The organism is Pseudomonas sp. StFLB209 (assembly GCF_000829415.1).
In the GTDB taxonomy this organism is placed as follows: Bacteria; Pseudomonadota; Gammaproteobacteria; order Pseudomonadales; family Pseudomonadaceae; genus Aquipseudomonas.
Map to the genome: position 1 here is coordinate 115,121 of NZ_AP014637.1, position 17,062 is coordinate 132,182.

The following is a 17,062-nucleotide window of genomic DNA, read 5'->3' on the forward strand; positions in this document are numbered from 1 at the left end:
GGGTACTGATGCCTCTTTTCAAAGTGATACGGGGTGATCAACCGCGCTCGCCGGCCAGCCATTGCAATTTCACTTCATGCTGGCCCCGGTCGTCGGTCACAAACACCTCGCCATCAGAGATCATGACGTCCCACTTGATGACCCGCGGCATGTCTTTGGCCAGAACTTCCAGAACGTCCTGCGGCACCGCAGCGATGCTGACGTTCTTGAGGCTTTTCGCTCCAGCGACTACTTTTGTTTCCCAGACACGCAAGCTGCCATAGGCCAACAGGCTGGTGCGCTCGGTACGCCGTGAACACCAGGTCAGGCGCTCCAGATCAGGCTGGCCGACTTCGATCCAGTGCAGGACGCGGTCATCCAGGCTTTTTTCCCACAGCGCGGGCTCGTCTACTTCAGACAGGCCACGACCGAAGGCCAGTTGTTCGTTGTACCACAGGGCATAGGCCAGCAAACGGACGGCCATGCGCTCTTCGGTCTCGGACGGATGACGGGCGATGGTCTGCTTGACGCTCTGGTAAATATTGCGATCGATGTCGGTGAGGTTGAGTTCGAATTTATAGGTGGTCGACGGCTGGGCCATGGACGGGCTTCCGGAGCAGGAGAAAGCCGATAAGTCTACCCGATGCGCAGGCGGTGAACGACCACATCCGGGCGGACTCAAAGTTGTCAGACAAAAACTGCAAAATCCACTGGCTTAATCCGCATGGTTGATGCAATTTGAATTACTTTCCCGGAGGTTGAGTTTCACGCATGTGTCTTGGCGCCGCACCCTTTGCACGCTTGCGTCTGGCTGTCTGCCTGTTGCTGTTGGGTCTTGGCACACTGCCTGGAACCAGCCAGGCCAAAGACACGCTGATCTGGCTGATGCGCGATATGCCTCCGGTGACCATTTTTAGCGGCCCTGATCAGGGTCAGGGCGCTATCGACAAGCTCATGCCGCTGCTGATCGCGCGTATGCCCCAGTACGATCATCTGTTAATGCGCGTCAACCGCGCGCGCGGCCTGCAGATGCTCAACGAACCCAGCTTCACCTGCGACCCCACCTTGCTGTGGACCGCTGAGCGGGCGAAGAAAATCATCTATTCCATCCCCACCTATGCCGTATTTGCCAATGGCCTGACCGTGCGCAAGGACGATCTGGCGCGTTTCACGCCCTTCATTGCCAACCGGCAAATTGATCTGAAGGCCCTGCTGGCCAGCAAGACCGCCAAAATCGGGGTGGTCGCAGGCCGCAGCTACGGTCCGGTGATCGATGAGATCCTGAGTCAAGTGCCCGAAGAAGAGATCTCGTCGCATTACGGTAACGATGCGATTGGCAGCATGCTGCAGATGCAGCGCCTGAGCCGGATCCAGGCGATGATCAGCTATTGGCCGGAAGCTCGCTATCAGGCGCTGCAACAAGGGATTCGCGAAACCGAACTGGTGTTTCTACCGGTCAAGGATGCTCCCAAGTATCAGTTCACTCACATTGGCTGCTCTGATACCGAGCAAGGGCGCGAAGCCATGGCGATCATCAACCGGGAAATGCGCGTATTGCGCGAAGAAAAGCTGATCGAGCTGTATGCAGAGTGGCTGGACCCGAAACGGCGTGCAGAATACCTGCAGGACGCCAAGACGTTCTTCATCGATAAATAGTCAAAAAGAAACCCCGAGCAGCGGGGATGACTGGTCGGGGTAAACCTTGGACCTGTAAAGGGCCAGACGGCAGGTAGCAATCACCGGAGCACAATGATCGTTCCTGCCATACCTGATCAGAACCCGATCCGGGCAGAAGGTTCCTGCCGGCCGATCAGGCAAAAACCGGTGCAGTGACCAGTGGACGATTTGCGCTGGCATTGCGCATGGCAGCAATCACACACGGCTCGATACGCCCCTCGGCCACCAGCAAATCACGATGCAGGCCATCGACCACGTCAGTCAGCAACAGTCTGTCACGCAACTGGTCGGCGCTGAAACTGCGCTCGATTACCACGGTGCCGCAGACATCCTTGAGGGTCACCAGCCGCTCGCCCCGCAGGCCAGCCGTGCCGATGCTGACCTGATAAGGGGCCAGCGCTTCGCTTAGCAGCAAACTGATATTTTCCATCTTGATCACCCCTCGATTATTTGAATGCAAAAGATGCTTATCAATGACCAGCGTTCATTACAGAAAGTTCTAATGCCAAGCAGGACTCCATCCCCGTCAATCGAGCATGCCTGTGAAATGTGACAGGGAAAAAACCGCGGCCGCCGATCAACATTGATCAGCATCGCCCCGCCACCGGGTCACACGCGCACGCCTGGCCCGGTCGCTGCTGGGCGTGACCTGTGTGCTGCTCATACTGCCGGCGCAGTTGTTCAAGCTCACGCTCCAGGTGTTTACGGTCGCTGATGTCCACCCAGCCACCCAACAGCCCCTGCAAGCGACCGTCTGCTGCGTAGAACGGCACGCTCCATTGCCAGGCATCCACGCGGCGGCCATTGAGTTCGAAGGTCCGTTCGACGAACACCGGCTGGCGACTCTCAAGCAACTGCAGGTAGTCGGCGTGCATTCGTTCAGCGAGCTGGCGCGGCAACAGCTCGATATCAATCAGCCGTCGTCCCTGCATATGCTCGACGCCGATCTCGAAAAACTGCTCGTAGCTGCGATTGCACGATACCAGGCGGCCCTGCAGGTCACGCACATAGACCGGCATGGGCATGGCATCGAACAACGCTTGCTTGAACGCCAGTTGGTCATTGAGTTGCGCCTCAACCTGGCGACGCTGAGCGGCCTGAATGCGCAAACGGCTATTACAGGCCAGCAAAACCAGACCCAGCAGCAGGGTCAGGACAACGCTCCAGACCAGCCATTGAGGAATGCGACTCCAGAGTGACGGCTGCGGCAGGCTGGCACTCAGCCATTTGGTGCGGATCGTACGCATCTCGCTCACCGGAAAAGCCTCCAGCGCCTTATTGAGGATGCTCAACAGCTCGGGATGCGACCTGGCCACCGCGAAGCGATCCGGCGACCATTTGCCATCGACGCTGCGGCCAACCTTGAGTTTCTCGGAACTGAACAGATACGCCCCGGCCTCGTTCTGGATCGTGACATGGGCCTGGCCCTTCTCGACCAGCTCACGGGCCTGGGCGTAGGTCTCTACCAGGCGCAGCTGGATATTGGGGTAGTTTTGCCGAATTTCGCTTTCCAGCGCATGCCGGGCGGGCAAGGCCAGAATGCGGTCACCCAGCTGCGCGAGGCTGGCAGGTGAAGCATCGCCGCGCCGGACCACAAATACCCAATTGTTCCCACCGAATGAGTAGGTAAAGTTGAGAAACACTTTACGCTCCGGGTTCTCTGCCAAGGTGGTGTTCAACTCGGCCTCGCCACGGTTCAGGGCGTCCAGGCTGGCCAGGGTAGACGGCATGCTCTGGTGAACGAACTGCAAGCCGGTCATCCGCGAGATCCGCGCCAGGACATCAGCATTGAGCCCCACCCAGCGGCCCTGTTCGTCACGATAGATATAAGGCGGGTGCTCGGTGGTCGCCACGGTGATGCGCGGGTGCCTGGCCAACCAACTGCGCTCAAGGCTGCTCAGGGCAATACGCTGCTCACCCAGGTACGCATTCAGCCCGGCGGTCCAGCGCGCCTGCACCTCACGCTCAAGGTGTACATCCAGGCTCGCCAGCGCCTGGTCCACAAGCCCCTTCAGACGTCGCCCATCTGCGCGCAACGCAAAAGCAAAACCATGGGGTGCCAACGCGCTTTCAAAATGCACCTGCAACGCCAGATAGGGACGCATGCTCAGGTAGGAACGAACCACGACGTCATTGCCGATAAGTACATCCACCTCTTGCTGCCTCAGTGCCTCCATGGCGCTATAGAGACCGGGAGCCAGAATGATCTGGCTGTCCGGGTAGAGCCTCTGGAGTGCTTGCGGATCGGCATAATCGTCCAGCACGACGATCTTTTTGCCGGCTAACCCTTGGGCGGGCGGCAGCGCGCTGCGGTGCCCGACCACCACCGCGCGGTCAGGCATGTAAGCACGTGAAAAGGCCAGCCCGGCCTGCCCACGCTCAAAGCAGCTGGCGCTACTGAGCAGGTCGATGCTGCCATCACGCAGGGCATCGATGGCATCGTCACGCTGGCTGAACCCCTTGAGCTGAACAGGCATATTCAGCTTGCCAGCGAGCAGGCTCAGGTAGTCTGCGCTGACGCCCTGATAGCGGTTGCCATCCGTGGTGATATCGATCGGTTCGTTATCAGCAACGACGATGCCTACCCGCAGCGCTTTACGCAGATCAAGCCACTGTCGGTCACTGGCGTTGAGCGCCAGCGGCTGAACGGGTTCAAACGGCGCGGCCAGGGTGAACGGTAAACTCTGCCCGGCACCCGCTACCGCGCTGAACAGCAGCAGCGCCAGCAGCACCAGTAACATGGCTGGCCACCTGTGGCGCTGCGCTTCGCTGACCGTCACAACGACCGGTCCTTGTCTGCTCACCTGCTTCACTGCCGCTCACTCTTGCCGGATCACTCGAAAGGCAGAGTTTGGCATGCGCAAACAAGAAGGCCCGCCAGATGGCGGGCCCCAAGTGTTACACAACGATACCGTCAGAGTGGCTTGCCACGGTTGCCGTGCTGGCTGACAAACGCCTGTACCGCTTTCAGGTCGTTGGGCAACACTGTGCAGCGCTCTTCACGCTGGAACAGGTCAGACAGGTGGGCAGGCAACTCAAGCGCCTTGCCGACACCGGCCTTCTCTACCGCTTCAGGGAATTTCACCGGGTGTGCTGTACCCAGCACGACCATTGGGATGTCCAGGCTGCGACGGCACTCGCGGGCCGCACGAACACCGATGGCAGTGTGCGGATCAAGGACTTCACCGGTACGGGCGAAGACCTCAGCGATGGTCTCACAGGTCTGCTCGTCGCTGACCGCCAGCGAGTCGAACAGCTTGCGGGTTTCAGTCCAGCGATCCTGTTCGACGCTGAACCCGCCACCTTGCTTGAAGGTGTCCATCAGTTCGGCAATGGCGGCACCATTGCGGCCGTGCATGTCGAACAGCAGACGCTCGAAGTTCGACGAGACCATGATGTCCATCGACGGCGACAGGGTCGGATGCAAGGCATCCTTGACGTACTGATTGCCGCTCATGAAGCGGTGCAGGATATCGTTGCGGTTGGTGGCGACGATCAACTGGTTGACCGGCAGACCCATGTTGCGCGCCAGGTAGCCGGCGAAGATATCGCCGAAGTTACCGGTTGGCACCGAGAACGACACCGAACGCGCCGGGCCGCCCAATTGCAGCGCTGCATGGAAGTAGTAGACGATCTGGGCCATGATCCGCGCCCAGTTGATCGAGTTGACCGCGACCAGCCGCGTACCTTTGAGGAAGTCCTGGTCAGCGAAGCTGGCCTTGACCATTTCCTGGCAGTCGTCGAAGTTGCCGTCGATAGCGATGTTGTGGATGTTATCGCCCAGGATGGTGGTCATCTGCCGGCGCTGCACGTCCGACACCCGGTTATTGGGGTGCAGGATGAAGATGTCGACGTTGTCGCAACGGCGGCAACCTTCAATGGCCGCAGAACCGGTATCACCGCTGGTCGCACCGACAATCACCACGCGCTCGCCACGCTTGACCAGCACGTGATCGAGCAGGCGGCCGAGCAACTGCAGGGCGAAATCCTTGAACGCCAGGGTCGGGCCATGGAACAGCTCCAACACCCATTCGTTGCTGTCGAGCTGACGCAGCGGTGCCACCGCGCTGTGCGCGAACACACCGTAGGTTTCTTCGAGAATTTTTTTGAAGTCGGCATCGGCGATGCTGCCTTCGACGAACGGGCGCATCACCCGGAACGCCAGTTCGTGGTACGGCAGGCCGGCCCAGGAGGCAATTTCTTCCTGAGTGAAGCGTGGCAGGTTTTCCGGGACATACAGACCGCCATCACTGGCCAGACCGGCCAGCAATACGTCTTCGAAATTCAACGCCGGGGCTTTGCCGCGAGTACTGATATAACGCATGGGTGCAAACCTTTGGTTTGAGCTGCAAGCTCCAAGCCTCAAGCTGCAAGCCGAAACGTGACCGGCTTCATCTTGCAGCTTGCAGCTTACGGCTTGAAGCTGCTCTTAGTTAAGGTGTTCGACGCGGATGCGGACCACAGGGCCGACGACATCCTGCAAGGCTTCCAGGGCTTCGATGGCATCGTTGATACGCTGCTCCACGACTTCGTGGGTCAGCAGGATCATCGGCACCAGGCCATCCTGTTCCTCGACCTCTTTTTGCATGATCGATTCGATATTGATACCGCGCTCGGACAGGATGCTCGCCACCTGAGCCAGTACGCCCGGATGGTCCTTGGCCTGGATCCGCAGGTAGTAGGCGCTTTCACAGGCCTCGATCGGCAGGATCGGATGGGTCGACAACGAGTCAGGCTGGAAGGCCAGGTGCGGCACGCGATTGGTCGGATCGGAAGTCATGGCACGCACCACGTCCACCAGGTCGGCTACCACCGACGATGCAGTCGGCTCCATGCCGGCGCCGGCGCCGTAGAACAGGGTAGAGCCCGACGCGTCGCCGTTGACCATTACGGCATTCATCACGCCATTGACGTTGGCCAGCAGACGGTCAGCCGGAATCAGGGTCGGGTGCACGCGCAGTTCAATGCCCTGCTCGGTGCTACGCGCCACGCCCAGGTGCTTGATCCGGTAGCCCAGCGCTTCGGCGTAGTTGACGTCAGCGGTGGTCAGTTTGGTGATGCCTTCGGTGTAGGCCTTGTCGAACTGCAGCGGAATGCCAAAGGCGATGGACGCCAGAATGGTCAGCTTGTGCGCCGCATCGATGCCTTCGACGTCGAAGGTCGGGTCGGCTTCGGCATAACCTAGGGCCTGGGCTTCAGCCAGAACGTCCGGGAAGGTACGGCCTTTTTCACGCATTTCGGTGAGGATGAAGTTACCGGTGCCGTTGATGATACCGGCCACCCAGTTGATGCGGTTGGCCGACAGGCCTTCACGGATCGCCTTGATCACCGGAATACCACCGGCGACAGCAGCTTCAAAGGCCACGATCACACCCTTCTCGCGGGCGCGGGCGAAGATCTCGTTGCCGTGTACAGCAATCAGTGCCTTGTTGGCGGTGACGACGTGCTTGCCATTGTCGATGGCCTTGAGCACCAGTTCACGGGCAACGGTGTAGCCGCCGATCAGTTCGACAACCACGTCGATCTCAGGGTTGCTGACCACCTCGAACACGTCGCTGGTGGTCGGGGTACCGGCAAGCTGGCAATTGGGGTTGGGTGTACGAACCGCAATCTGCGCGACCTCAATACCACGCCCGGCACGGCGGGCGATCTCCTCGGCGTTGCGCTGAAGTACGTTAAAGGTACCGCCACCGACGGTACCCAGCCCACAAATGCCTACTTTGACCGGTTTCACTGATGAACTCCCCGTAAAGCGGTCGCCCCCTCGGGCAACCGCACAGAACAACTGCATGCACTGCAGCTGAAAAAATTTGAATTATTTGGCGCCCAGCGCCAGCTTGGCCACCTGGGCCGCCGGCTGGTAACCCGGAATCACCTGGCCGTCAGCCAGAACGATGGCCGGGGTACCGTTCACACCAATCGACTGACCGATCTGGAACTGTTTGCCGACCGGATTATCGCACTTGGCTGCCTTGATATTCTTGCCTTCGACCATCTGGTCCATGGCCAGCTTGCGGTCCTTGGAGCACCAGACCGCCTGCAACTGCTGGTCACCCGGCGAACCCAGCCCCTGACGCGGGAAGGCCACGTAGCGAACTTCGACACCCAGCTTGTTCAACTGGCCGACTTCTTCATGAAGCTTGTGGCAGTACGGGCACGTGGTGTCGGTAAAGACAGTGATGTGCGACTTGGCTTCACCCACAGCCGGATAGACCACCATGTCGGCTGCCGGAATACCGTTGATGGTCTGGGCAATGGCCTTGCGCTCGGTCTTCTCGGTCAGGTTGACCGGTTTACCGTCCTGGATCTGGAACAGGTAACCCTGCACCACGAACTGGCCGTCGCCACTGGCATACAGCACACGGCCGCCCTTGAGCTTGACTTCATAGAGGCCATTGAAAGGGCTGCTGGCAATGCTTTCGACCGGCAGTTCAAGTTCGAGGGAGTCCAGGGTCTTGCGAATGGCCTTTTCAGCGCCAGCGTCTGCCTGGGCGAAAAAGCTGAAAGTACTGAGCAGTACTGCGGCGGCGACAGCAAAAAAGGAAGGCAAACGCATGAAAACTCCTATAACGGCGGACAGAATCGAGGGCATCCGACACTGCGGATCGTGCCTCGTTCCGCGGAACCGCCAAAGCCTACCACATTACCCCGGCAAGACGGACCCGGACTGTCGGGCAAATTATCCACGCGGATGATGGGTCGCATGCAGCTCCTGCAGGCGTGCCCGGGCGATATGGGTATAGATCTGGGTGGTGGACAAGTCACTATGGCCCAGCAGCATCTGCACCACCCGCAGGTCGGCACCGTGATTGAGCAAATGAGTCGCAAAAGCATGCCGCAAGGTGTGCGGCGACAATGACTTGTTGATGCCTGCCACCAGCGCATGCTGCTTGATCCGGTGCCAGAACGTCTGGCGGGTCATCTGCTCGCCGCGCAGGCTGGGAAACAGCACGTCGCTGGGACGCCCGTTGAGCAACTCGATACGGGCACCGCGCAAATAACGCTCGACCCAGACGATGGCTTCTTCGCCCATCGGCACCAGCCGCTCTTTACTGCCCTTGCCCATGACCCGCAGCACACCCTGACGCAGATTGACCTGCTCCAGAGTCAGGCCGATCAGCTCACTGACTCGCAACCCGCAGGCGTACAGCACTTCGAGCATCGCCCGGTCGCGCTCACCAATCGGCTCGCCCAGGTCCGGCGCGGCCAGCAAGGCTTCGACGTCGGCTTCGGACAGCGACTTGGGCAATGGCTTGCCCAACTGCGGCATCTCGACTTGCAGGGTCGGGTCGACGGCGATCAGCTTTTCGCGCAACAGGTAGCGATAAAAACCACGCAATCCTGAAAGCAGACGCGCCGTGGAACGCGGCTTGTAGCCGTTATCCACGCGCCAGGCCAGATGATCGAGAATCACCTCGCGGCCAGCCTCGGACAACTGCACATTGCGCTCGCTCAACCAGCCATTGAACAGCGTCAAATCACTGCGATAGGACTCGCGGGTGTTATCAGAGAGGCCTTTCTCCAGCCACAGGGCATCGAGAAAGCGGTCAATCAGAGGGTGATCCAGGGCAGGCATTGCGGTTCGAGGCACACAGAAGAGGATGACAGACCCTACTACAAGACTTTCGGCAGATAAACGCAAGTCACCAAAAAGATCCCGCAGCCATGGGACTGCCTGACCATCGGGGCGCGACAAGCCCCGCCGTTCAGGGCGGGGAAGGATAGCGCGGACGGCGTAGCCGTCCCTGGTTGCCGTGGGGTGTCTGCTGCTGTTCGATGGATGCACCGCCACAGGATGATGCGACGTAATACGGCGACACAGATGCCCTTATACGGCGGTATTTCGTTACAAAGACCCCATGGTCATGCACCTTGAAAACACCGTGCCGTCCGCGCCTAATGGCGTCTTCATTGCTCATGGCTCAAGAGCAGCATGCAACGACTTCAAGCCTTCAAGTACGAACTCATGCCAGACGGCCGGCAGGAGCGGCAAATGCGCCGCTTTGCGGGCTCCTGTCGCTTCGTCTTCAACAAGGCGCTGGCGTTGCAGAAGGAACGTCACGAGCAAGGCGAGAACAAGCTCGGCTATGCGGGCCTGTGCAAGTTGCTGACCGAGTGGCGCCATAGCCCGCCAACCGCATGGCTGGCCGATGCGCCTGTTCACCCGTTGCAACAGAGCCTCAAGGATCTGGAGCGGGCCTACACCAACTTCTTCGCCAAGCGAGCCGACTTTCCCCGGTTCAAGAAGAAGGGGCAGAACAACAGCTTGCGCTATCCCGACCCGAAACAGATCAAGCTCGACCAGACCAACAGCCGCCTGTTTCTGCCCAAGCTGGGCTGGCTGCGCTACCGCAACAGCCGCGAGACGCTGGGTACTGTGAAGAACATCACCGTGAGCCAGTCGTGTGGCAAGTGGTTCGTGAGCATCCAGACCGAACGCGAGATTGATGAGCAGCCCACGGCACAGGGTGCGGCAATCGGCATCGACATGGGCATTGCCCGGTTCGCCACGCTTTCGGATGGCTCGTTCTACGCACCCCTGAACAGCTTCAAACGCCATGAAACCGCGCTGTGCAAAGCGCAGCAGGCGATGAGCCGCAAGGTCAGATTCAGCCGCAACTGGAAGAAGGCGAAAGCTTGCGTCCAGCGCATTCATTCCCGAATCGGCAATGCCCGCCGCGACTACCTGCACAAGTGCTCCACCACGATCAGCCAAAACCACGCGATGGTGTGTATCGAGGACTTGCAGGTACGCAATATGTCCAGGTCGGCGGCAGGCACGGCCGAGGCACCGGGAAGAAACGTTCGGGCCAAATCTGGCCTGAACAGGGCCATCCTCGATCAGGGCTGGTTCGAGTTCCGCCGCCAACTGGACTACAAGCTGGCGTGGCGCGGCGGCTGGCTGATTGCCGTGCCGCCGCAAAATACCAGCCGCAGGTGCCCGTGTTGCGAACATGTGTCGGCGGCCAACCGCCAGACGCAAGCGCTGTTCAGGTGTGTGGGATGTGGTTTTGAAGGCAACGCCGATGTGGTCGGGGCGATCAATGTACTAAGGGCGGGACACGCCCGGTTAGCCTGTGAAGTGAGCGCAGAGGTCATGGCGCCAGCAGCAGGAACCCACCGAAGCGACTCAGGGGCAGCTCGATGCCGCGCCTGAGCGCCGCAGGAATCTCCGGCCTTCAGGCCGGGGAGGATGTCAACGAACTCGCAGACTCCAGCTCAGAAAAAAGCTTCGCGACCCAGGTCGCTGCCACCGTACAGCAGACGAAAAAAAAGCAGCCCGAAGGCTGCTTTTTTCATGCATCGAAAAACTGTATCAGGACAGTTTTTCCTTGATGCGTGCTGCTTTACCGGACAGGTCGCGCAGGTAGTACAGCTTGGCCTTGCGAACGTCGCCGCGACGCTTGACAGCCAGGCTGTCGATTTGCGGGCTGTAGGTCTGGAAAGTACGCTCAACGCCAACGCCGCTGGAGATCTTGCGAACAGTGAAAGCACTGTTCACGCCACGGTTACGCTTGGCGATGACAACGCCTTCGAACGCCTGCAGACGGCTACGATCGCCTTCCTTCACTTTCACCTGAACGACAACAGTGTCGCCCGGGGCGAAGGCCGGGATTTCTTTCTGCATCTGCTCGGCTTCGAGGGCCAGAATGATTTTGTTGGTCATGCTTGTGCTCCTAAGGGTGATCCTCCCGGATCAGCCATCGATACGTTTACTATCGTCCCGCTCACGGATGTATTCCGTCAGCAGCTTCTGCTCTTCTCCAGAAAGTGAGCGACTTTCCAGAAGATCAGCGCGTCGCTCGAAAGTCCGCCCAAGGGACTGCTTCAAACGCCAACGCCGGATATGTGCATGATTGCCACTTAGCAATACGTCGGGAACACGCTGATCCGCATACACCTCAGGTCGGGTGTAGTGCGGGCAATCAAGCAGACCGTCCGTGAAGGAGTCTTCCTCCGCGGAGTCTACATGCCCTAAAGCTCCAGGCAGCAGTCGTGTAACCGCATCGATCAGTACCATCGCCGGCAGCTCACCGCCAGACAGGACATAGTCGCCAATCGACCACTCTTCATCCACGTGCGCTTCAATGAAACGCTCATCGATGCCTTCATAACGACCGGCGATGAGAATGAGAGCACTCTCTTGCGCCAGTTCGCGCACCGCTGGCTGACTCAGCCTGCGGCCTTGCGGCGAAAGGTAAATCACCTTTGCCTTGTCTCCGGCTGCCAGCCTGGCCTCGGCCAGCGCATCTTCCAGAGGCTTGATCTTCATCACCATGCCGGGGCCGCCACCGAAGGGGCGATCGTCCACAGTGTGATGGCGATCCGTGGTGTAGTCCCGCGGATTCCAACAGGTCAGCTGCAACAGCTCCTGTTTCACCGCACGGCTGGTTATGCCGTATTCGCTGATGGCGGAAAACATCTCGGGAAACAGCGTGATAACGTCTATGCGCAGGCTAGCCATGGCACTTAGAAATCCGCATCCCAATCCACCTTCATCTCGCCGGCTTCCAGGTCGACAGCCAACACGCAATGCTCCGTATAGGGCAACAGGCGTTCGCGATCATCCAGGCTACCCGCGCAGGGCTTTACCACCATTACATCGTTCGAGCCGGTTTCAAGCAGGTGATCGATCTTGCCGAGCAATTGCCCGAGCGTGTCGATAACCTTGAGTCCTTCCAGTTGATACCAGTAGTACTCGCCATCATCCAGATCAGGGAACAGGCTACGCGGCACACAGACTTCGCAACCGGCCAGAAGCTGGGCTTCATCACGATCATCGAGGCCTTTGAGCTTTGTGACCAGAAACTTGCTCTGCAAGCGTCCACTGACCAGCTCGACCTGTTTTTCCACACGGCCTTCGCGCCGCAGCGTCCAGGTCTTGTAGTCCAGCAGGTTGTCAATCGGATCCGTGAAGGAGTACACCTTCACTTCGCCGCGAACGCCATGAACCGAGAAAATCTTGCCAATGACGATCAGATCGTCGGCAGATGCAGGCGTCGCGTTCATAAGACTCAGGCCGCAGCCTTGGTCTTGTTGCTCTCTTTGATCAACTGGGCAACGCGCTCGGAAGTCTGAGCGCCAACGCTCAGCCAGTAGTTCAGGCGTTCTTCGTTGATGGACAGGCGAACTTCCTGACCACGAGCGATCGGGTTGAAGAAACCGATCTGCTCTTTGTGAGAGCCGTCACGGGCGTTGCGGCTGTCAGTGACAGTCACGTGGTAGAACGGGCGCTTTTTGGAGCCGCCAAGGGCAAGACGAATGGTTAGCATTGAACATCGTTCCTGTTTAGTCGGTGCTGCAAATCTTTGTTGCACAAATGGGCACGGGTGCCCAAAAGGCCGCATATTCTCAAGGAATATACGGACATTTGCAAACGACTTTTTCCGACGACTGAGCGCCTGCCGTAAAGATCTGCATGGGCCGGCCACCGTGGCGACCGGGTAAATCCCCTCCTTACAGAGAGGCGCACAGGGTCAGCCCCTGCACGACGAACGGGCACGGCCTGCGCCGCACCTGGTTGTCTGGTTACATCTTGGGCATGCCGCCACCGCCCGGGAACATACCGCCCAGACCGCGCATCATTTTCGACATGCCACCTTTGGTGGAGAACTTCTTCATCATCTTCTGCATCTGCTTGTGCTGCTTGATCAGCCGCCCGATGTCCTGCACCTGGGTACCGGAACCCAGCGCGATGCGGCGCTTGCGCGAGCCGCTGATCAGGTCAGGGTCGCGGCGCTCGGCCGGCGTCATCGAGTTGATGATCGCTTCCATCTGCTTGAACTGCTTCTCGGCCGCGCCCTGGGCGTTGCCCATCTGCGACAGGTTCATGCCGCCGATGCTCGGCAGCTTGTCCATCAGCCCGCCCAGGCCGCCCATGTTTTTCATTTGTTGCAATTGGTCGCGGAAATCTTCGAGGTCGAAGCCCTTGCCCTTCTTGAGCTTTTTGGTGAGCTTCTCGGCCTTCTCGCGGTCCAGCGTCTGCTCGGCCTGCTCGATGAGGCTGAGCACGTCACCCATGCCCAAGATCCGCGAAGCGATACGATCCGGATGGAATGGCTCAAGGGCGTCGCTCTTCTCGCCCATACCGATGAACTTGATCGGCTTGCCGGTGATCGAGCGCACCGACAGTGCAGCACCACCACGTGCGTCGCCGTCGACCTTGGTCAGGATCACACCGGTCAACGGCAGCGCATCACCAAAGGCCTTGGCGGTGTTGGCCGCGTCCTGACCGGTCATGGCGTCGACCACGAACAGGGTTTCGACCGGCTTGACCGCAGCGTGCAGCGCCTGGATCTCGGCCATCATCTCGGAATCGATATGCAGACGGCCGGCGGTGTCGACGATCACCACATCGATGAATTTGAGCTTTGCTTCGCGGATCGCCGCCTGGGCAATGTCCACCGGCTTCTGGCTGGTATCGGACGGGAAGAAGGTGACCCCAAGATCGTTGGCCAGGGTTTCGAGCTGCTTGATCGCCGCCGGACGGTAGATGTCGGCCGACACCACCATCACGCTCTTCTTCTTGCGCTCTTTGAGGAACTTGGCCAGCTTGCCGGCGGTGGTGGTCTTGCCCGCACCCTGCAGACCGGCCATCAGCACCACGGCAGGTGGCGCAGCATTGAGCGCCAGGTCTTCGTTGGCCGCCCCCATGATGCTTTCGAGTTCGGCCTGGACGATCTTCACGAACGCCTGGCCCGGCGTCAGGCTGCGCGACACCTCGGTGCCGACCGCCCGCTCCTTGATATTGTTGACGAAGTCCTTGACCACTGGCAACGCGACGTCAGCTTCGAGCAACGCCATGCGCACTTCGCGCAAGGTGTCCTTGATGTTCTCTTCGGTCAGCTTGGCCTTGCCGGTGACATGGCGCAGCGTCTGGGAAAGGCGTTCCGTTAGATTTTCAAACATGCGCGTTCCTAGTAAGGCTCCGGTCGCCCCTGATGGGTGCGGCACGGCCCGCAATGGAGATAAATGGCGCGCGGCGAGTCGGCGGCCTGAACAGGGCGCAGATTATAGCCGAGAGTCCGGCACACGGACAGAGAGCGTCCAGCCACACGACATGCATCAAGGCCAATGGCGTTCACAACGCCTCGCACTTTCTTGCAGAGCCGGGGTATGCCAAACTCAGCCCCTTTCAGGGCCCGCCCGTCAGGATCATGTTCCCTTTGCCAGCCAGCCTGTTCCCCAGCCTCATCGCCGCCAGCCTGTATGCCGCCGCGACCGTCTATCAAGGCATCCGCCTGCGCCGCGCCACCAGACCCGACAAGCGTCTGCTGTGGCTGCTCGGCTCCCTGGCGATCATCGCCCATGCCATCGGCCTGTGCTCGCAACTGATTCGCCCGGCAGGCCTGGGCCTGGATTTTTTCAACGCCGCCAGCCTCATCGCCCTCGCGGTCATCTTCCTGATTCTGCTCGGGACCGTGCGCATTCCAGTGGAAAACCTGCTGGCGCTGCTGTTTCCGCTCGGCATGATAACCGTCTTGCTCGCGCAGTTCGTGCCCAGCGGGACGGCGCAACCGATCGTCGAGTCGCCAGGCATCCTCAGCCATGTACTGCTGTCGATATTGTCGTACGGCATGTTCACGATCGCCGTGTTCCAGGCGCTGCTCCTGCTCTTGCAGGACTACCAGCTCAAGCACAAACACCCGTCCGGGCTGATTCGCAATTTTCCGCCACTGCAAACCATGGAAAGCCTGCTGTTCGGCTTCTTGTGGGCTGGCTGGACCCTGTTGTCGCTGTCGCTGATCTCAGGCTGGATCTTCGTCGAGAATCTGTTCGCCCAGCATCTGGTCCACAAGACCCTGCTGTCTTGCCTGGCCTGGGTGGTGTTCGGGGTCCTGCTCTGGGGTCGCACGCGGCTGGGCTGGCGTGGCCACAAGGCAATCCGCTGGACACTGGGCGGCTTCTGCCTGCTGATGCTGGCCTACTTCGGCAGCAAGCTGGTACGCGAATTCATCCTGCATATCTGACTACACCCATCTAAAGAGCCGCACTCATGAATAGTCTGCCCATCGCTCCCCTGCTCGGTGTGCTGGCCCTGCTGACGCTCTGGTCAGGACTGTTTACGGCGGCCGAAGCGGTGTATTACCTGGCAGGCCCGCGGGCCAGAAACGAGGCCGATCTGCACAGCCTGATACTGGGCAATACCCTGCTCAAGACCCTGCTGGTGGTCATCACGCTGCTGGTCTGCTTGCGTTACTGGGTTTATCAGGGGCCATTACTGGCCTGGCTGGGCAGCTCAGCCGCGCTGCTACTACTCACCGAATACCTGCCGCGGCGTCTGGCCAGTCGCTATCCACAGCCCATCCTGAAACTGGTCAACAGCCTGCTGCGCGGGCCTTTACGCCTGCTGCAGCCACTGGCCTGGCTGCTTGAGCGTACCGCGGGCCTGCTGCTACAGCCGCTTGCCCGGCGCCCAGGCCCCGGCGGCGAGCTGCAGCATGACCAGGTGCAGCCATACCACGCGCACCAAGCGCAAGCCGACAGCAGCCCAAGCAGCGTACTGGCCGGCATTCGCGCCCTGGACCGCATGACGGTCAACGACATCCTGATTCCGCGCAGCGAAGTGGACGGGATCAATCTGGATGAACCGATCGGCCAGATCATCGAGAACCTGATCATCTCGCGCCACACCCGCCTGCCGGTCTATCACAACGACATCAATCAGGTGCAGGGGGTTCTCAACACCCGCCAGATCAGCCATCTGCTGCCCAAGGCCGAACTGACCAAGGACCACCTCCTGAGCGCCTGCTACGAGCCTTACTTCGTCCCGGAAAGCACGCCATTGCAGCTGCAGTTGCTGAATTTTCACAAGCAGCAACGCCGCCTGGGCGTGGTGGTTGATGAGTACGGCGAGGTGCTGGGCATCATCAGCCTGGAAGATATTCTCGAAGAGATTGTCGGCGAGTTCGAAAACGAGCACCTGGATAACCCGCACATCACTCAACTGCCTGACGGCCAGATGGCAGTCGACGGCGCGGCGTCGATTCGCGAACTGAACAAGAGCCTGGGCTGGCATCTGCCGTCCGATGGCCCCAAGACCCTTAACGGCCTGGTCACCGAAGCGCTGGAAACCATTCCCGAAGGCCCGGTTTGCCTGAAGGTTGGTCCCTACCGGCTGGAAATCCTCGAAACCGAGGATAACCGCGTGACCCGGGTACTGATGTGGCGGCATGCACCGTTGCGCCCCCGTCTCTGACCGAGCGCGCCCGCGCCTGTTACCACTTGTTTCAAAAGCCGCAGCATTCCTATAATCGGTCAGCTTATCCAGCCCGGCCGATCGACGTGCTACCCGCACGCGGTACGATCCGCCCAACAACAGCCTGAACGACCCGCATACCCTCAGGCCTGGCTCACCATCCCCCGGGCCATTCCCCTGCCTTGCCGCCCAACCGGGCCGACCAGC

At 59.9% G+C, this 17,062-nt stretch carries 16 protein-coding genes and 1 pseudogene; 5 read left to right on the forward strand and 12 right to left on the reverse strand.

Going from position 1 to position 17,062, the window contains the following annotated elements; all coding sequences use genetic code 11:
- Positions 1-37 precede the first annotated feature (37 nt).
- The gene (locus PSCI_RS00445) at positions 38-580 is read right to left on the reverse strand and encodes a YaeQ family protein (protein ID WP_045481325.1); all 543 of its coding nucleotides are present in this window, start codon (positions 578-580) and stop codon (positions 38-40) included.
- Positions 581-798: 218 nt separating this feature from the next.
- On the opposite strand from PSCI_RS00445, the gene PSCI_RS00450 reads away from it, so the two are divergent.
- Positions 799-1,635 carry a TIGR02285 family protein gene (locus tag PSCI_RS00450; protein ID WP_045493643.1) on the forward strand — a complete coding sequence of 279 codons (837 nt, stop codon included), beginning with the start codon at positions 799-801 and terminating at the stop codon, positions 1,633-1,635.
- Positions 1,636-1,789: 154 nt separating this feature from the next.
- On the opposite strand, the gene PSCI_RS00455 is transcribed toward PSCI_RS00450, so the two are convergent.
- From PSCI_RS00455 to xerD, 6 genes and pseudogenes are all read right to left on the reverse strand, one after another.
- A complete protein-coding gene (locus PSCI_RS00455) occupies positions 1,790-2,086 on the reverse strand; it encodes a DUF3509 domain-containing protein (RefSeq protein ID WP_045493646.1) in 297 nt (98 codons plus the stop codon).
- 238 nt (positions 2,087-2,324) lie between these two features.
- A pseudogene (locus PSCI_RS00460) lies at positions 2,325-4,397 on the reverse strand (transporter substrate-binding domain-containing protein); the annotation flags it as partial.
- A gap of 173 nt (positions 4,398-4,570) precedes the next feature.
- Positions 4,571-5,980, reverse strand: a complete 1,410-nt coding sequence (thrC, locus tag PSCI_RS00465; protein WP_045481328.1) for a threonine synthase — start codon at positions 5,978-5,980, stop codon at positions 4,571-4,573.
- 105 nt (positions 5,981-6,085) lie between these two features.
- Complete coding sequence (locus tag PSCI_RS00470) at positions 6,086-7,390, reverse strand: homoserine dehydrogenase (protein WP_045481331.1); 1,305 nt, start codon at positions 7,388-7,390, stop codon at positions 6,086-6,088.
- A gap of 81 nt (positions 7,391-7,471) precedes the next feature.
- The gene (dsbC, locus tag PSCI_RS00475; protein ID WP_045481334.1) at positions 7,472-8,212 is read right to left on the reverse strand and encodes a bifunctional protein-disulfide isomerase/oxidoreductase DsbC; all 741 of its coding nucleotides are present in this window, start codon (positions 8,210-8,212) and stop codon (positions 7,472-7,474) included.
- Positions 8,213-8,335: 123 nt separating this feature from the next.
- On the reverse strand, positions 8,336-9,232 hold the full coding sequence (gene xerD, locus PSCI_RS00480) for a site-specific tyrosine recombinase XerD (RefSeq protein WP_045481337.1): 897 nt from the start codon (positions 9,230-9,232) through the stop codon (positions 8,336-8,338).
- Between the two features lie 357 nt (positions 9,233-9,589).
- On the opposite strand from xerD, the gene PSCI_RS00485 reads away from it, so the two are divergent.
- Both PSCI_RS00485 and PSCI_RS28885 read left to right on the forward strand, forming a co-directional pair.
- A complete protein-coding gene (locus PSCI_RS00485) occupies positions 9,590-10,813 on the forward strand; it encodes an RNA-guided endonuclease InsQ/TnpB family protein (RefSeq protein ID WP_045481340.1) in 1,224 nt (407 codons plus the stop codon).
- Positions 10,801-10,992, forward strand: a complete 192-nt coding sequence (locus PSCI_RS28885; protein ID WP_144403173.1) for a hypothetical protein — start codon at positions 10,801-10,803, stop codon at positions 10,990-10,992. Before PSCI_RS00485 ends, PSCI_RS28885 begins: the two co-directional genes overlap by 13 nt.
- On the opposite strand, the gene rplS is transcribed toward PSCI_RS28885, so the two are convergent.
- The 5 genes from rplS to ffh all read right to left on the reverse strand — a co-directional run bounded on the left by rplS (position 10,973) and on the right by ffh (position 14,565).
- Positions 10,973-11,323, reverse strand: a complete 351-nt coding sequence (gene rplS / locus PSCI_RS00490; protein WP_045481342.1) for a 50S ribosomal protein L19 — start codon at positions 11,321-11,323, stop codon at positions 10,973-10,975. The genes PSCI_RS28885 and rplS overlap by 20 nt on opposite strands.
- Positions 11,324-11,353: 30 nt before the next feature.
- On the reverse strand, positions 11,354-12,121 hold the full coding sequence (trmD, locus tag PSCI_RS00495; protein ID WP_045481346.1) for a tRNA (guanosine(37)-N1)-methyltransferase TrmD: 768 nt from the start codon (positions 12,119-12,121) through the stop codon (positions 11,354-11,356).
- Positions 12,122-12,126: 5 nt separating this feature from the next.
- Positions 12,127-12,666: a ribosome maturation factor RimM gene (rimM, locus tag PSCI_RS00500; protein WP_045481349.1), complete on the reverse strand. Its 540-nt coding sequence runs from the start codon at positions 12,664-12,666 to the stop codon at positions 12,127-12,129.
- A gap of 5 nt (positions 12,667-12,671) precedes the next feature.
- Entirely contained in the window at positions 12,672-12,929 is a 258-nt protein-coding gene (rpsP, locus tag PSCI_RS00505) for a 30S ribosomal protein S16 (RefSeq protein ID WP_045481354.1), read from the reverse strand.
- A gap of 256 nt (positions 12,930-13,185) precedes the next feature.
- Positions 13,186-14,565, reverse strand: coding sequence for a signal recognition particle protein (ffh, locus tag PSCI_RS00510; protein WP_045481357.1), 1,380 nt, complete (start codon positions 14,563-14,565; stop codon positions 13,186-13,188).
- 248 nt (positions 14,566-14,813) lie between these two features.
- On the opposite strand from ffh, the gene PSCI_RS00515 reads away from it, so the two are divergent.
- Both PSCI_RS00515 and PSCI_RS00520 read left to right on the forward strand, forming a co-directional pair.
- On the forward strand, positions 14,814-15,626 hold the full coding sequence (locus PSCI_RS00515; RefSeq protein ID WP_045481361.1) for a cytochrome C assembly family protein: 813 nt from the start codon (positions 14,814-14,816) through the stop codon (positions 15,624-15,626).
- A 26-nt stretch (positions 15,627-15,652) separates the two neighbouring features.
- Positions 15,653-16,855 carry a transporter associated domain-containing protein gene (locus PSCI_RS00520; RefSeq protein WP_045481365.1) on the forward strand — a complete coding sequence of 401 codons (1,203 nt, stop codon included), beginning with the start codon at positions 15,653-15,655 and terminating at the stop codon, positions 16,853-16,855.
- Positions 16,856-17,062: the final 207 nt, after the last annotated feature.

What these genes read in the sequence shown, in the direction of transcription:
- dsbC (WP_045481334.1), bottom strand. Translation starts at nt 8,212, where the DNA reads ATGCGTTTGCCTTCCTTTTTTGCTGTCGCCGCCGCAGTACTGCTCAGT.
- PSCI_RS00515 (WP_045481361.1), top strand. Translation starts at nt 14,814, where the DNA reads ATGTTCCCTTTGCCAGCCAGCCTGTTCCCCAGCCTCATCGCCGCCAGC.
- trmD (WP_045481346.1), bottom strand. Translation starts at nt 12,121, where the DNA reads ATGGCTAGCCTGCGCATAGACGTTATCACGCTGTTTCCCGAGATGTTT.
- rplS (WP_045481342.1), bottom strand. Translation starts at nt 11,323, where the DNA reads ATGACCAACAAAATCATTCTGGCCCTCGAAGCCGAGCAGATGCAGAAA.
- xerD (WP_045481337.1), bottom strand. Translation starts at nt 9,232, where the DNA reads ATGCCTGCCCTGGATCACCCTCTGATTGACCGCTTTCTCGATGCCCTG.
- rimM (WP_045481349.1), bottom strand. Translation starts at nt 12,666, where the DNA reads ATGAACGCGACGCCTGCATCTGCCGACGATCTGATCGTCATTGGCAAG.
- PSCI_RS00520 (WP_045481365.1), top strand. Translation starts at nt 15,653, where the DNA reads ATGAATAGTCTGCCCATCGCTCCCCTGCTCGGTGTGCTGGCCCTGCTG.
- PSCI_RS00455 (WP_045493646.1), bottom strand. Translation starts at nt 2,086, where the DNA reads ATGGAAAATATCAGTTTGCTGCTAAGCGAAGCGCTGGCCCCTTATCAG.
- PSCI_RS00445 (WP_045481325.1), bottom strand. Translation starts at nt 580, where the DNA reads ATGGCCCAGCCGTCGACCACCTATAAATTCGAACTCAACCTCACCGAC.
- PSCI_RS28885 (WP_144403173.1), top strand. Translation starts at nt 10,801, where the DNA reads ATGCCGCGCCTGAGCGCCGCAGGAATCTCCGGCCTTCAGGCCGGGGAG.
- PSCI_RS00485 (WP_045481340.1), top strand. Translation starts at nt 9,590, where the DNA reads ATGCAACGACTTCAAGCCTTCAAGTACGAACTCATGCCAGACGGCCGG.
- rpsP (WP_045481354.1), bottom strand. Translation starts at nt 12,929, where the DNA reads ATGCTAACCATTCGTCTTGCCCTTGGCGGCTCCAAAAAGCGCCCGTTC.
- ffh (WP_045481357.1), bottom strand. Translation starts at nt 14,565, where the DNA reads ATGTTTGAAAATCTAACGGAACGCCTTTCCCAGACGCTGCGCCATGTC.
- thrC (WP_045481328.1), bottom strand. Translation starts at nt 5,980, where the DNA reads ATGCGTTATATCAGTACTCGCGGCAAAGCCCCGGCGTTGAATTTCGAA.